Annotated in this window: 15 protein-coding genes and 1 tRNA gene; 10 read left to right on the top strand and 6 right to left on the bottom strand. The window is 62.6% G+C overall.

Features of this window, described 5'->3' with window-relative positions; translation table 11 throughout:
- Nucleotides 1–16 precede the first annotated feature (16 nt).
- Entirely contained in the window at nucleotides 17–409 is a 393-nt protein-coding gene (locus IVB47_RS09800; protein WP_247461255.1) for a lysozyme inhibitor LprI family protein, read from the top strand.
- 1,032 nt (nucleotides 410–1,441) lie between these two features.
- Here the strand turns inward: IVB47_RS09800 and IVB47_RS09795 are convergent.
- Nucleotides 1,442–1,657, bottom strand: a complete 216-nt coding sequence (locus tag IVB47_RS09795) for a hypothetical protein (protein WP_247461253.1) — start codon at nucleotides 1,655–1,657, stop codon at nucleotides 1,442–1,444.
- Between the two features lie 249 nt (nucleotides 1,658–1,906).
- On the opposite strand from IVB47_RS09795, the gene IVB47_RS09790 reads away from it, so the two are divergent.
- Nucleotides 1,907–2,746, top strand: coding sequence for a hypothetical protein (locus tag IVB47_RS09790; protein ID WP_247461251.1), 840 nt, complete (start codon nucleotides 1,907–1,909; stop codon nucleotides 2,744–2,746).
- Nucleotides 2,747–2,791: 45 nt separating this feature from the next.
- Nucleotides 2,792–3,292 carry an HNH endonuclease gene (locus IVB47_RS09785; RefSeq protein WP_247461250.1) on the top strand — a complete coding sequence of 167 codons (501 nt, stop codon included), beginning with the start codon at nucleotides 2,792–2,794 and terminating at the stop codon, nucleotides 3,290–3,292.
- A 106-nt stretch (nucleotides 3,293–3,398) separates the two neighbouring features.
- On the opposite strand, the gene IVB47_RS09780 is transcribed toward IVB47_RS09785, so the two are convergent.
- Nucleotides 3,399–3,584 carry a hypothetical protein gene (locus IVB47_RS09780; RefSeq protein ID WP_247461248.1) on the bottom strand — a complete coding sequence of 62 codons (186 nt, stop codon included), beginning with the start codon at nucleotides 3,582–3,584 and terminating at the stop codon, nucleotides 3,399–3,401.
- A 202-nt stretch (nucleotides 3,585–3,786) separates the two neighbouring features.
- Between IVB47_RS09780 and IVB47_RS09775 the strand changes: the two genes are divergently transcribed.
- The 3 genes from IVB47_RS09775 to IVB47_RS09765 all read left to right on the top strand — a co-directional run bounded on the left by IVB47_RS09775 (nucleotide 3,787) and on the right by IVB47_RS09765 (nucleotide 5,756).
- On the top strand, nucleotides 3,787–4,425 hold the full coding sequence (locus tag IVB47_RS09775; RefSeq protein WP_247461246.1) for a recombinase family protein: 639 nt from the start codon (nucleotides 3,787–3,789) through the stop codon (nucleotides 4,423–4,425).
- Nucleotides 4,426–4,543: 118 nt separating this feature from the next.
- The gene (locus tag IVB47_RS09770) at nucleotides 4,544–5,056 is read left to right on the top strand and encodes a DUF488 domain-containing protein (RefSeq protein ID WP_247461244.1); all 513 of its coding nucleotides are present in this window, start codon (nucleotides 4,544–4,546) and stop codon (nucleotides 5,054–5,056) included.
- A 118-nt stretch (nucleotides 5,057–5,174) separates the two neighbouring features.
- The gene (locus tag IVB47_RS09765) at nucleotides 5,175–5,756 is read left to right on the top strand and encodes a hypothetical protein (RefSeq protein WP_247461242.1); all 582 of its coding nucleotides are present in this window, start codon (nucleotides 5,175–5,177) and stop codon (nucleotides 5,754–5,756) included.
- Here IVB47_RS09765 and IVB47_RS09760 read toward each other — a convergent pair whose 3' ends face one another.
- Nucleotides 5,757–7,370, bottom strand: coding sequence for a DUF6538 domain-containing protein (locus IVB47_RS09760; protein ID WP_247461240.1), 1,614 nt, complete (start codon nucleotides 7,368–7,370; stop codon nucleotides 5,757–5,759).
- A 47-nt stretch (nucleotides 7,371–7,417) separates the two neighbouring features.
- Nucleotides 7,418–7,504: transfer RNA gene (locus IVB47_RS09755), tRNA-Leu, on the bottom strand.
- Nucleotides 7,505–7,664: 160 nt separating this feature from the next.
- Here IVB47_RS09755 and IVB47_RS09750 point away from each other — a divergent pair.
- Nucleotides 7,665–8,630 (top strand): complex I NDUFA9 subunit family protein, encoded by a 966-nt coding sequence (locus tag IVB47_RS09750; RefSeq protein WP_247285080.1) that lies wholly within the window; start codon nucleotides 7,665–7,667, stop codon nucleotides 8,628–8,630.
- A gap of 67 nt (nucleotides 8,631–8,697) precedes the next feature.
- Here the strand turns inward: IVB47_RS09750 and IVB47_RS09745 are convergent, their stop codons facing one another.
- A complete protein-coding gene (locus tag IVB47_RS09745; protein WP_027566187.1) occupies nucleotides 8,698–9,504 on the bottom strand; it encodes an undecaprenyl-diphosphate phosphatase in 807 nt (268 codons plus the stop codon).
- Nucleotides 9,505–9,673: 169 nt separating this feature from the next.
- Between IVB47_RS09745 and IVB47_RS09740 the strand changes: the two genes are divergently transcribed.
- The 3 genes from IVB47_RS09740 to IVB47_RS09730 all read left to right on the top strand — a co-directional run bounded on the left by IVB47_RS09740 (nucleotide 9,674) and on the right by IVB47_RS09730 (nucleotide 12,487).
- On the top strand, nucleotides 9,674–10,366 hold the full coding sequence (locus tag IVB47_RS09740; RefSeq protein ID WP_007598553.1) for a glutathione S-transferase family protein: 693 nt from the start codon (nucleotides 9,674–9,676) through the stop codon (nucleotides 10,364–10,366).
- Complete coding sequence (queG, locus tag IVB47_RS09735; protein ID WP_247461238.1) at nucleotides 10,315–11,505, top strand: tRNA epoxyqueuosine(34) reductase QueG; 1,191 nt, start codon at nucleotides 10,315–10,317, stop codon at nucleotides 11,503–11,505. The genes IVB47_RS09740 and queG overlap by 52 nt, the downstream gene beginning before the upstream one ends.
- 184 nt (nucleotides 11,506–11,689) lie before the next feature.
- Entirely contained in the window at nucleotides 11,690–12,487 is a 798-nt protein-coding gene (locus tag IVB47_RS09730; RefSeq protein ID WP_247461236.1) for an acyl-CoA thioesterase domain-containing protein, read from the top strand.
- A gap of 17 nt (nucleotides 12,488–12,504) precedes the next feature.
- Here the strand turns inward: IVB47_RS09730 and IVB47_RS09725 are convergent, their stop codons facing one another.
- The gene (locus IVB47_RS09725) at nucleotides 12,505–12,972 is read right to left on the bottom strand and encodes a nuclear transport factor 2 family protein (protein ID WP_247285077.1); all 468 of its coding nucleotides are present in this window, start codon (nucleotides 12,970–12,972) and stop codon (nucleotides 12,505–12,507) included.
- Nucleotides 12,973–12,997: the final 25 nt, after the last annotated feature.

The raw sequence follows: 12,997 nt of genomic DNA, 5'->3' as shown, positions 1-12,997 counted from the left end.
GCCAGCCGAACTTGCGGTGATCGATGGCTGCCTGAAGACCGCGGAGAAAACCGACGGTTTCGGCGGCGCGTGCGTCGGGCTCGTCGCCGACCCCTGCATCAAAGCGGCAGAGGGCGCGAATGACGATGTCGCCAAATGGAAAGCCTGCGCGGCGCGCGAACTCGCCATTTGGACGCAGAAAACAAGTGAGGCGCTAAAGAAGGTTCAGGCCGGCGGGTTCGCCGACGTGATCAAGGCGGTCAATGAGTCGCAGAAAACTTTCGCAGCGTCGCGTGATGGCTTCTGCGCGGTTTTCGACAAAGTCGATCCCGGCATGTACCGGGGCAGCGCGAGCTACTGCCGCCTACGCGAGACCGCGAACCGCTCGCTGAGCCTGATCAAGCTCGGCGCTGCGGTCAACGAGCACTGAGACCTCTTAGGCGCTTGGGGTCATCAGCTTTACCGACCTTTTCCCACATGGCGACGACGGCTTCGGCCGCGAGCGCGGTGGACGTCGTTCATAGCTCGGTGCGTAGCACTTACCTGAGCGACTGAGGCCAGCCTCCTCCAGATCGCCTGCGATCCGAGCCGACCCGACGAGCGATGTAGGCCATTCGGTAAGCCATGAGCGCCGTGCCTCGGTTTTGTGTACCGGTCAGCAGCTCAAATTCCCTGCAAAAGCGATTTCAATCGCTTGAGTAGGAGGTGGTGCCCAGGAAAGGAAAGGGCTCATCCAAACGATAGAGGTTGATTTTGCTTACGTTTTCGACCGTCTTTGCTGCCCGTGTGTACCAGTCGTGTGTCCAAGGTCAATGTCTTCAGGCGCCTTGAAGCTCGCTTGGGGGATGCCAGTCAGTGCTCCGTGTGGGGCTTGTGTCTGAGAGTGGTTACCTTCCGGGCTTGGTCCCAAACCTCGATGTCGCGGCCATCGAGCAACTGCTTCGCTTTGGCCACAGCGTCTTCATCCGTCCAACAGTTTTCGAGATACGTCACGGAGAAGATGTGGCCAGCTTCGTCTAGAAAATACGCTCGATAGTTAGCCATAGCGACACACACGCCAGCGTTCCCAGACGGGAACATAGCAGGATGACTTGGCACGCGAAAGATAAGAGCTATGGACGGGCCAGCCGAGCAACCCTCCGAGGACCCAACCAGACCTCGATGGAGACCTCGATCCAATCGCATGTCGGAGGACAGCTTCACGGCCTCTTTATCGCTCCCGCAGTCCAACTCCTGCGCGGCCAGAACATGGCCCCAGAAGTTCAGCGTGGCCCGGCGCAGTGCGGCAACCTCCAGAGCCCGCTCACACGCCACCTCGAACGGCATCTCGTCCTGAGGGGCGTGGACGTGGTCTTGGCGGTCGCCAGCGGAGACACGACCCGAAACACCCAGCAGCCCCCGCCGCTCGGCTTCTTGCCGTGGTGTCGATAGTACCGGGCGATGTCGATCCTGATCTCTTCGGTCAGGGCAGGGGGTGGCGCTCCAAGCCATCGATGACGGCGGTGGTCTCCGCGATGATCCGCTTGTGCGTCTCAATCGCCTCCTTCGTCTGGTCCTCCATGGTGCCTTCTCTGTAGCTCCCGTGGGTCCACTTGCCGCTTTCGATCACCTTCAATTGTCGTTGGCTCCGCTCGCGAGTTTCTACCGAATAACGGTAGAGGGGATCGTCTTTGCTCATCGTTCCTCCTTGAGTGCTCCAATGTGGGAACGAAGCAGACGAAGGGGAAGGCTGCGCACGCAGTCGCTTCAGGGTCCACCAGTTGGGTTGCGCTACAGGAAGCAGGTACGGTTGCTCAACGCCATTAGGTTGCGGGTTAGCAATCAAGCCTCCACCAATGATCACCTCCGCGCACCCTCAGGCGTCCGTGGCTGGCACTGTCAGCCGTTCAGGACGAGCACCTTTGGGGCCCATCGAACATCCCTGTACATGCGAAACCACGACAACACAGAACACACCTCAACTAACCCGACGGGGCCCGGAAACGCGGCTCTGGGCACCAGCAACAAGCGCACCTCTGCCCCACCGACGTACGACTTCGAGGACAACGCGGAAGGTCCCGAACAACACCCCGTCATCTTGGTTCCCGTTGCGGACATCGCGACGCGAGCTGATTGGCAGGTCCGCGATCAGATCAACGAAACCCTCGTGAGGGACTACATCACCCACTACGTGCACGGGGCGAACATGCCTCCGGTTCGGCTGGCCGACGTAGGCGGGGCGCTCGTCCTGATGGACGGATGGCACCGGCTCCTGGCCCAGAGGCAGCTCGGCCGCGATGCCATCGAGGCAACTGTCCAGGAGCTGAGCGAGGATGAGGCGCAGTGGCAGGCGGCCTTGGCGAACACCTGCAACGGCGCACGGCTGGCCCGCCAAAGCGAGAAGCGCAGGGTGTTTGAGCTGTACATCCGGCAAGGGCGCAATCGCGTGGGACGGCTTGGCCTCAGGTCGTATCGGGAGATCGCGAAGGACCTCGGTGGCCTTGCGTCGAAGTCGTCCATTGAGAACTGGATGAAGAAGGCGTTCCCGAAGATCGCTGCCAAGATGCGATCAGGGCGGGACGACAATGCCGGAGCGTCCGACCCCAGAAGGCCGCTCAACACCGCTGAAGTGCGCGTCCGCGAGGCCCTCACGTTGGCCGTTGCGGAAGCGAGAGGGGTCGCTTGTTTGGGGAAGCGAAGGGCGCTCCTTCAGGAGTTCGCCAAGGCCCTGCTGGAGCCTGCCAAGCCGCGGGCGACACAACCCACTGAGATCAATGATGATTTCTAGCTACCGTCCAACTTGGACACCCTATCAGCCAGCAGGGGCACTACCTTGTTGAACGCCAACAGCAATTCGGCCGCCATCCCAACAACGATGCCGCCCGGTATGGTGACTGAAGGCGAGCTGGACGGCCAGCCGGTCGTCCTCGTCGGGACTGTCCCCACGGGCTACACCGTCATCCTCTGCCCTAAGGGGTGGGCCACTCTTCAACGATGGAAACTAACAACTCTCCGGGTCGCTCGGGGTGGCCTCTACGCGGCGGGTAAAGGGCGTGAAGGAGGCTTCGCAGCGGCGCGTTTCCTGCTCGGCAGCTCGGGCAACTACGCGGTTCGCCACCGCAACGGCAACCCGTTCGACATCAGGCTTGGGAACATCGTCGCGATCTCACCCGGCTTGATCCGGCAAGCAGCCATCGAGACGACCCGAGGGCCAGGTTACACAAACCCGGACATTCGTTGGGGCGACGGTCGCTGCCATTCTGGGAAGCCTCTGAAGATACCCAGCGCTCGACAGCGCCTCGCGAGCGCCCTTGCTCTCCAAGACCCGGAATAATTGAGCAGAAAAGTGTGAAGCCCCCGCTCGATCCCATCTTGTGGCGGGCTTCCCCCGGGGGAGGGGTCGCTCCTAATGAGCATGTCGCCTGCCTGTGCGAGCGAGCTCATCGAGACTGAGATGACGCTTCGTCACTGATGGTCTGCTCCAGCTCTCCGATCATGGTCCTGTAGTGAGCTATGACCCGAAGGAAGGCGGCACGCTTTCTTTCGCTCTTGGCTGCTTGGGCAAGGCGCTCGCACTCAACGACCTGCATCCGTAGGGTCTGCAGTTGAGCCAGCATGTCTTTCATGATCTTCCCTCGGTTCCCCTCCGCACCAGGGAAGCCTCGAACACCGACTGTGGCAAGCGGTGAGGAACATGGGGAGCGGATGTACGCTGGGGTATGCCCGTGCGGACAGGCAAAACAGACCAGAAACGACATCCGTTAGGGTTGACATCGATCAACGGACACGATAGTCAACGGACAGAACCCTAAAGGACAGAGGACGTCCATGGCCACGATCTTCTATGCGCGAGTATCCACCACAGATCAGACCGTCGAACATCAGCGGACCGGAGCAGAGGCGGCAGGCTTCAAGATCGACCGCGTCGTCGCAGACCATGGTGTCTCGGGCATCAGCACCCGCCTTGCCGAACGACCCGATGGCAAGCGTCTCTTCGACATCCTTCGCAGCGGCGACACGCTTGTTGTTCGCTGGATCGACCGCCTCGGGCGCAACTACGGTGACGTTTGCGACACCATCAGAGAGTTCATGCGCCGGGGCGTTGTGATCCGCACGGTGATCAATGGGCTCACCTTCGACGGTGCAACCACGGACCCCATGCAGCAAGCCGTTAGAGACGCTCTCATTGCCTTCATGGCCGCCACCGCGCAGGCCAATGCCGAGGCCATCAAGGAGGCACAACGCGGCGGCATCGCCCTCGCAAAGGCGACAGCAGGTGAGACGAAGTACCGGGGACGGAAGCCGACGTTCAACAAGGGCCAGCTCGAAACGGTCCTCAACATGCTGGAGCAGTCAGCGGGCGTCGGGCAGATCGCGGCAGCTACGGGGCTGAGCCGACAGACAATCTATCGGATCAAAGAGGACCCGGTTGGAGCCGAGGCGGCGCTGACGAGTTGGGCCGCATAGTCAGCTCTAAGTGCATCTTCGCGGCCCGATCAGTGTTTTTTGCATCTGCTCACTGACCAGCGTAATGGGGCGTTCACACTTACTAAACCAAGATGAGTGCCCAGACAGGGGTGATTGGATGACGACGCTGTACACCATTGGCTACGAAGGTACCGACATCGACCGCTTCGTGGCCACGCTGAAGAGCATCAAGGTGCAGCTCTTGGCCGATGTCCGCGCCGTGCCGATCTCGCGGAAGAAGGGGTTCTCGAAGAACAAGCTCCGCGACCGACTTGAGCAAGAAGGCATCCGGTACGTTCATCTGGCCGCGCTTGGCGACCCAAAGCCCGGCCGGGATGCCGCGAGGGCGGGCCACTTTGATCAGTTCCGGAAGATCTACGGCAAGCATCTCGCCCAGAGCGAACCGCAGCAAAGTCTCCTAGAGCTGGCCAAGCTGGTGGACGAGCAGAGCACCTGTTTGATGTGCTTTGAGCGCGATCCCAGTGAATGCCACAGGTTGATGGTTGCATCGGCACTACCGACTCAGGTCAAGTTGTTCCACCTCTTTGGTGATGAACCCGATCGTTATGTCCGTAACGCCGCAAAGCTCCCGCGCAGTCGTTCTAGTCAAGGCGCTGCCGCAGCCCAGTAGAACCTACGGGGAGACTGTCTGCTGCGCTGGGGTGACCGCTGACGGGCAATGGAAGCGGCTCTTCCCGGTACGCTTTCGGCACCTCCGTGGTGACAGCAGTTTCGCCCGCTGGCATTGGGTGAAGTTCTCCTACCGGCCGCCGACAAGGGACAAGCGGAGCGAGAGCTGCCACGTCTACGAGGACAGCATCGCCATGGACGGCCAGTTGCCCCAAGCCGAGCGGACGAGGTTGCTCACGCCCCTCCTCACCGGCTCAGCCAAGGAGGCAATGGCGCTCGGGAGATCGCTAACTCTCATCCGACCTCGGAACACCAAGTTCATTGCGAAGCGCAAGTCAGCGGCCGATCTTGCCGAGGAACGAGAGGCATACAAGGCCGCCGCTCAGCAAACATCCATCTTCGACAAGGAGCTGGCGGAACTTGAGCCATCTCCCTTCGACTTCAGGTTTCGGTTCGAGGACGACGACGGCCCCCACGACTACCAGAACGGAGACTGGGAAACGCATGCGATGTTCTGGCGCTGGCAAGCCGAGTACGGCGAGGGAGGTGCGCTGGATCGCATGCGAGCTGTCTACGACGAACAGTACCCCAGCAAAGGCATGGCCTTCGCTTTGGGAAACCAAGCCAAGAGGCCGCAGACTTGGCAGTTGCTTGGCGTCATCCGACTAGACGAGATGACCCAACCCGACCTCTTCAGATAGTCAGGCGGCCGAAGAGAAGCGCTCTAGGTCGTATCGGGGCAGCTTGCAGACTTCGACGTACAATCCTGCAGGGTCACCGTAGACCCGCTCATCCACGCTCTCGCCAGCATGGCCGGTGATCATGCGCCGCTTCTCCTGATCCAGCCCGTGCTTTCGGCTCATGGTGATGAAGCGGTGCCGCCAGCCGTGGTTCGGTGCCACCCGCTTGTCGGGGACGATGTCTCGCACGAACTCAGCGAGACGGTTCTTCAATGCGCGCAGCTTGCCCCGCACATCGTCATCTTTAGCAACCGTCAAGAACAGATAGCCTTTGGCTGATGCGGTAACGAACTCGATGAAGCCCAACTCAATGAGGTGGGGGTGCAGCGGCACCTCGCGTGCTTCCTTATTCTTCACCGGACCAGCCTCGGGGGTGATCGTTGCCACGTAGTGATCGCCCTTACGGCGGATGTCGTCGCGCCGGAGCTGCGCCATCTCGCCAATCCGAGCGCCGCTGTAGGCGCACAACCAAGGGAGCCACCGCTTCGCTGCAGTCGTCTTTGCGTGCTCCTGCGCGGCCCCGCTGTAGCCTAGAGCGGCCTTCAGGATGGCCGCAGCTTCATCATCAGTGAACCCCTTGCCTCGCTCGCGGACCCTCTTCCCGATCTTCAGCGTGACGCCTTGAGCCGGATTGCTTGGCAGTTTGTGGTTCCGCACGCCCCAGCCGAACACCGACTTCATCGCAGACAAGTCGACATCCTTCACAGTCTTCGGGGAGCGGCCATCCGAGAGCCGCTTATCCTTCCAACCAACGACATCGTGAGGGGTGATCCGCGTCGCGTCGTCGTGTCCCACAAAGGCAACGAAGCGCGTGAGCACGGACTTATACTCGCTGACCGTCTTCTCGGTGACACCCCCTGCCCGGCTCTCCAACTCCCAGCCAGCGAACAGCGCGGCCACCGTAAGCCCTGCCTGCCCCCTCGGGGCGGCCTTGGCTTCCCATTCAGGAAACCGCGTCTCAACGAGGTCCGGCCCATAGTCACCTCTGCCTCTCCGCTCCAAGAGCGCCGTAGCGTCCTTGAATGCCTCATGCAGGGCAGCGGCCAGCCGGGCTGAACTGTCATCGTCGATCCGCAGGGCCTTACGCTGGAGCAGCTCAGCAACGTATGGAGCCATCTCACTCTGCACCGTTTCAGTGTCCCACTTGAGGGCGGCTTGGTGAAGCATGTTCCAAAGCGTTGCTCGGCCAGGATCGTTCTCCCAAGTCTTCTTGGCATGACGGTAGGCTTCGCCCGCGAGCGCTATGGCCTCCCGATGGGTAAGGCGACGGGGGCTCTCGCGCATGGAACGCCAGACATCATCAAGGTAGGCGAGCGCCTTGGCTTGCCGCGCTTTGGCCTCGCGAGGATCGTGGGTGCGCAGCGAGACCTTGATTGTGCCGTTGCGACCAACCTGCACTTCCGCAGTCTCATCACCTACTGGCACGCGCAGCACCACGCCCACCGCCTTCTCGCTCAGCTCGGCAGGAACGCGCTTTCGCAGGTAATGAACGGAGGAGCCGTCGCGGCGGATAGGAGAAGCCATTCGCAGAAGCATGTGTACCGTCTCTGTGTACCAGTTGAGACGGTCGATCACCCTTACTTATCAGGGAGTTCAGCAACTTCAACAACATCGAAGAGCGATGGTGCCCAGGAAAGGACTCGAACCTTCACGGCCGTTAAGCCACTGGCACCTGAAGCCAGCGCGTCTACCAATTCCACCACCTGGGCATGCCGGTTAGGCACGGAGGCGGTTACTACGGTTCGGTGACGCGGTTGTCAATTCATGCTTGAACCCCGCTTCGGGATGCGGATTGCGCATCGCAAACCGGCCCGATACAAGCCTGACGAGACGCACTCTTCCCGCAGGAATGACCCAGGAATGGATCCCATGGCATCGAATCTGGACACGCTCGTCACGGTTTTCGGCGGATCGGGGTTTTTGGGCCGGAATGTGGTCCGTGCACTGTGCCGGCGCGACTACCGGGTCCGGGTCGCGGTGCGGCGGCCGGAGCTGGCCGGGTACCTCCAGCCCTCCGGCAAGGTCGGGCAGGTCCACACCGTGCAGGCGAACGTGCGCTATCCGGCCTCGATCGAGGCGGCACTGCGTGATTCGCATGTCGTGATCAATCTGGTCGGCATCCTCGCCGAGGGCGGCGCGCAGAGTTTTGACGCCGTCCAGGCCAAGGGCGCCGAGACCATTGCCAAGGCGGCGGCCGCCGCCGGGGCACAATTGATCCATGTCTCGGCGATCGGCGCCGACGCGGAATCGCCCTCGCGTTATGCCAGAGCCAAGGCGGCCGGCGAAGCCGCGGTCCTGGCCGCGGTGCCGTCGGCGACGATCTTCCGCCCCTCCGTGATGTTCGGCCCCGAGGACCAGTTCACCAATCGCTTCGCCGCACTGGCGCGGATGTCGCCGGTGCTGCCGCTGATCGGCGCCGACACCAAGATGCAGCCGGTCTATGTCGGCGACGTCGCCACCGCGGTCGCGGATGCCGTCGACGGCAAGGCCAAGGCGGGCGCAACCTACGAGCTCGGCGGCCCGGAAGTGCTGACCATGCGCGAGATCATCGAGGCCATTCTCGAGATTGCCGATCGCAAGCCGATGCTGATGCCGCTGCCGTTTGGCCTCGCCCGCTTCAAGGCCAACTTCCTGCAATTCGCGCCGGGCGCGCTGAAGCTGACGCCGGACCAGGTCACGCTGCTCGCGCGCGACAATGTCGTGTCGGACGCGGCGAAGGCCGCCGGGCTAACGCTGGAAGGCCTGGGCATCACGCCCGACTCGCTTGAGGCGATCGCCCCGCAATATCTCTGGCGCTTCCGCGCCGCCGGGCAGTTCCAGCGCAAGAGCGCGTAACCATCCCCGCCGTCATCCGGGCATGACGAACTTCAGCGTCCGGACTGCAGTTGTTTGACGTTCGGGTCTACCGCCCCAGCGCCAGCGCGATCAGGCCGAGCGTGCCGACGATCACGCGCCACCAGGCGAACACCACGAAGCCGTGGCGGGTGACGTATTCCAGGAACGTCTTCACCACGATGATCGCGGTGACGAACGACACCACGAAGCCAATGGCGACGATGCCCATGTGGTCCATCGTCATCTCGGAGCGGTTCTTGTAGAAATCGTAGGCGAACGCGCCGATCATGGTGGGAATGGCGAGGAAGAACGAGAACTCCGCCGCCGCGCGCTTGTCAGCCCCCAGGAACATCGCCGCGACGATGCTGGCACCGGAGCGCGACACGCCCGGGATCATCGCGATGCACTGTGCGATGCCGATATAGAGATACATCAGCAGCGGAAACCGGGTGGCGTCGTGCTCGCGCGCCTTGAGATCGAGCTTGTCGACCCAGAGCAGGATGGCGCCGCCGACGATCAGCGAAAAGCACACCACCCACGGATTGAACAGCATGCTCTTGATGTACTTGCCGGCGACGAGACCGACGACGACAGCGGGCAGGAACGCGACCAGCACGCCGATCACGAAGCGGCGTGCATAGGCGTCGCCCGTGAACATGCCGATCGCGACGTCCCACAATTTCTTGAAGTACAACACGACGATCGCGAGGATCGCGCCGAGCTGGATTAGGACCGTAAACGAGTCCCAGAACGCGCCCTCGCCGAGATGGAAGAAGCGCTCCGCGAGCAGCAAATGGCCGGTCGAGGACACGGGAAGGAACTCGGTCACACCCTCGATGATGCCGAGGATCACTGCCCGTATTGCATCTGACATATTTACGGTCCATTTCGGCTGGAAAAGCGGGGCTCTTCTCGCCCATCCGCTCCCTTGCTGCAATCGCAAAATGCGGCGGCGCGCCCTTGCTTCGCGGTTTTGAATGACTAGTGTGGCGCCGCACAAACATTGATGGATTCTTAAGCACCATCACATAGTCAAAGGCTTCATGTTTACGCTGTTTCATCATCCGTTCTGCCCGCATTCGCGGTTCATCCGCCTGATCGCGGGAGAATACGGGCTTGAGCTGAAGCTGATCGAAGAGCGCAGCTGGGAGCGGCGCGAAGCGTTTCTGCTGCTCAATGCGGCGGGCACGACGCCCGTTCTGGTGGACGACGAGCAGCCGCCGATACCGGGCGCGGCGATCGTCGCCGAATATGTCGACGAGGCCTATGGCTCCGAGATGGGACTGAAGCGCCTGATGCCGGACACGATCGGCGAGCGCGTCGAGGTCCGCCGGCTGATGGCCTGGTTCAACGAAAAGTTCTTCGAGGAAGTCTCCCACCCGCTCGTCACGGAGCGCATCTACAAGCGCTTCATGAGCGAGGACAACGGTGGCGGCCCGCCCTCGGCCGACGTGATGCGCGCCGCCAAGGCCAACGTGCGCTATCATCTGGCTTATATCGGCTGGCTGGCGCAGACGCGTAATTTCCTCGCCGGCGACCGGCTCAGCTACGCGGATCTCGCCGCCGCGGCGCACCTCTCGGCGATCGACTATCTGGGCGACGTGCCATGGAGCGAGGACGACGCGGCAAAGGCCTGGTACGCGCGGGTGAAATCCCGCCCGTCGTTCCGTCCGCTCTTGAGCGAATGGCTGGCCGGCGTGCCGGCGTCGCGGACCTACGTGGACCTGGACTTCTGAACTCCGATCCGACCGAACTGAAGACCGCGCTCGCAAACGAGGCCCGCGCGCTCGGCTTCGACTGCATCGGCATCACAGAGCCCGGCACGATCGAAAGCGCCGGACAACATTTTCTCGAATTCATCGCATCCGGCGGCCATGGCGACATGGACTGGCTCGCCGCGCAGCCGGAGCGCCGGGTCGATCCGCGCGGGCTGTGGCAGGACGTGCGCAGCGTCATCATGCTCGGCGTCAATTACGGCCCCGATCAGGATCCGCTCGCGATCCTGCAACAGCGCACGCGCGCGGCGATCTCGGTCTATGCGCAAGGCGACGACTATCACGACCTCATCAAGAAGCGCCTAAAGGCACTGGCGCGATGGCTGGTCGCGACCGCAACTCGTGAGGTGACGCCTTGCGAAGTGAAAGTGTTCGTCGACACCGCGGCCGTGATGGAGAAACCGCTGGCGCAAGCCGCGCATCTGGGCTGGCAGGGCAAGCATACCAATCTGGTCTCGCGCGAATTCGGCTCATGGCTGTTTCTCGGCGCGATCTACACCACGCTGGAGCTGCCGCGCGACGACGCCGAGATCGATCATTGCGGCTCGTGCCGGGCGTGCCTCGACATCTGCCCGACCGCGGCCTTCCCCGCGCCCTACAAGCTCGATGCGCGGCGATGCATCTCCTATCTCACCATCGAGAACAAGGGACCGATCCCGCGCGAATTTCGCAAAAGCATCGGCAACCGCATCTATGGCTGCGACGATTGCCTCGCCGCCTGTCCCTGGAACAAGTTCGCGCAGGAAGGCCGTGAGGCCAAGCTCGCCGCACGTGACGCTTTGCGCGCGCCAGGTCTTGCCGAGCTCGCGCGGCTCGACGACGCGTCGTTCCGTGCGCTGTTCACGAAGTCTCCGGTGAAGCGCATCGGCCGCGACCGCTTTTTGCGCAACGTGCTGATCGCGATCGGCAACTCCGGTGATATCGCGCTGGCGGACGAGGCGCGGCGATTGCTGGGCGATGAGAGCGCGCTGGTGCGCGGGGCTGCGGTGTGGGCGCTGGGGCAGTTGATGCCACGGGATGAGTTCGAGGCGATCAGGACGAATGCGATTGCTGGCGAGAGCGACGAAAGCGTGCGTGAGGAGTGGCGCACCGCCCCCTAATCCTCCGCTGTCATGCTCCGCGAAAGCGGGGCATCCAGTACGCCGCGGCCCATCGATTCAATCACTGCCAGCTCGGAGTACTGGATCGCCCGGTCAAGCCGGGCGATGACACCTGTTGTTGTGGCGAGCAGGCACGCTCTCGCCACCCTTGATTTCCCCACACGTTCCTTCAAGCTCGCGCATCATGACAAACATGCCTTTCTTCACCCGCGACGGCGACACATTCCACCCGACGGAAGTCGCCAACGGCCCGTGGGATCCGAAATCGCTGCACGGACGCGTCATCGTCGGCCTTCTCGGCTTCGCCATCGAGGAGCGCCATTCCGGCCCCGAATTCGTGCCGGCGCGGCTGACCGTGGATATGTTTCGGCTGCCGACCATCGACAAGCCGATCGAGGTGACGACACGGCTGGTGCGCGACGGGATGCGCATCCGCGTCGTGGAAGCGGAGTTCTTTTCCAGCGGCATCGGCATGGCGCGCGCCTCGTGCCAGCTGTTGCGCCGAACGCAGAATCCGGACGGCAATGTCTGGTCGCCGCCGAACTGGGACGTGCCGAAGCCGGCCGACATTCCCAATCCGACCGATCCCAGGCTCGGCATGAACGGCAAATGGACCACGCGACCGATTGTCGGCCAGATGGGCTCGCTCGGGCCGAGAAAACTCTGGATGAGCGAGGTGCGCGAGCTGGTCGCGGGCGTGCCGATGACGCCGTTCGTCCATGTCGCCACCGGCGCCGACTTCGCCAGTCCGTTCGCGAACGCCGGCGACAAGGGGCTCGGCTACATCAACAGCGACGTTACGATCTATCTGCACCGCCTGCCGGTGACGAGCTGGATCGGCTTCGAGGTGGTGAACCACCAGGCCACCGACGGTGTCGCGATCGGCGAATGCTGGCTCTACGACGAAGCGGGCCCGATCGGCACAGCCACGGTCGCCGCGCTGGCGCAGCGCAAGCCGATGGTAAATCCGTCGAAGCGGTAGGTGCGCAAGAACGACGGCTAGCCAAAATGCCGCTGCATCTCCGGCCGTGCCTTGAGCTCCGCGCCCTGCCTGGCGACGATCTTCGCGATCCGTTCCGGCGCAAACTTCAGATCGACAAACGCCGGCGCCGTGTTGGCGACCTCGTGATAACTGACGATCCTGCCGTCGCGAAGCGTCATGATCGCCACGCCCTCGAACATCGCCCGCGCGCCATCGGCCTCCGGCAAGGTCGAGCGATAGCTGAACGTGTAGCGCGCATAGAGCGTGGTGCCGTTCGACACCGGGTCGTGCATGTCCCAGCGGAAGTCGGTCGCCGTGCGATAGAACCAGTCGTCGATCATCGCGGCGATCTTCTCGCGGCCGGCGAAGGCGCCGTAGAACACGTCGTGATAGACGCCGTCCTCGGTGAAGAGATCAGCGAACGCTTTTCCGTTGCGTTGTTCGACGGCGTCGCAGAACGCGCGCAGCATGGCGGTGGTGGTCATCGGCGATTCTCCCCTCCCATTCTCA

This window comes from Bradyrhizobium sp. 62 (assembly GCF_023073035.1).
Lineage (GTDB): Bacteria > Pseudomonadota > Alphaproteobacteria > Rhizobiales > Xanthobacteraceae > Bradyrhizobium.
Note: the sequence above shows the minus strand (reverse complement) of the source record. Positions and strands in the feature narration are given on the sequence as shown.

Bases quoted from the DNA above. Each gene is read 5' to 3' on its own strand.
- IVB47_RS09740 (WP_007598553.1), top strand. From the start codon at position 9,674: ATGTTTACGCTGTTTCATCATCCGTTCTGCCCGCATTCGCGGTTCATC.
- IVB47_RS09775 (WP_247461246.1), top strand. From the start codon at position 3,787: ATGGCCACGATCTTCTATGCGCGAGTATCCACCACAGATCAGACCGTC.
- IVB47_RS09795 (WP_247461253.1), bottom strand. From the start codon at position 1,657: ATGAGCAAAGACGATCCCCTCTACCGTTATTCGGTAGAAACTCGCGAG.
- IVB47_RS09730 (WP_247461236.1), top strand. From the start codon at position 11,690: ATGACAAACATGCCTTTCTTCACCCGCGACGGCGACACATTCCACCCG.
- IVB47_RS09745 (WP_027566187.1), bottom strand. From the start codon at position 9,504: ATGTCAGATGCAATACGGGCAGTGATCCTCGGCATCATCGAGGGTGTG.
- IVB47_RS09790 (WP_247461251.1), top strand. From the start codon at position 1,907: ATGCGAAACCACGACAACACAGAACACACCTCAACTAACCCGACGGGG.
- queG (WP_247461238.1), top strand. From the start codon at position 10,315: ATGGCTGGCCGGCGTGCCGGCGTCGCGGACCTACGTGGACCTGGACTT.
- IVB47_RS09780 (WP_247461248.1), bottom strand. From the start codon at position 3,584: ATGAAAGACATGCTGGCTCAACTGCAGACCCTACGGATGCAGGTCGTT.
- IVB47_RS09770 (WP_247461244.1), top strand. From the start codon at position 4,544: ATGACGACGCTGTACACCATTGGCTACGAAGGTACCGACATCGACCGC.
- IVB47_RS09750 (WP_247285080.1), top strand. From the start codon at position 7,665: ATGGCATCGAATCTGGACACGCTCGTCACGGTTTTCGGCGGATCGGGG.
- IVB47_RS09725 (WP_247285077.1), bottom strand. From the start codon at position 12,972: ATGACCACCACCGCCATGCTGCGCGCGTTCTGCGACGCCGTCGAACAA.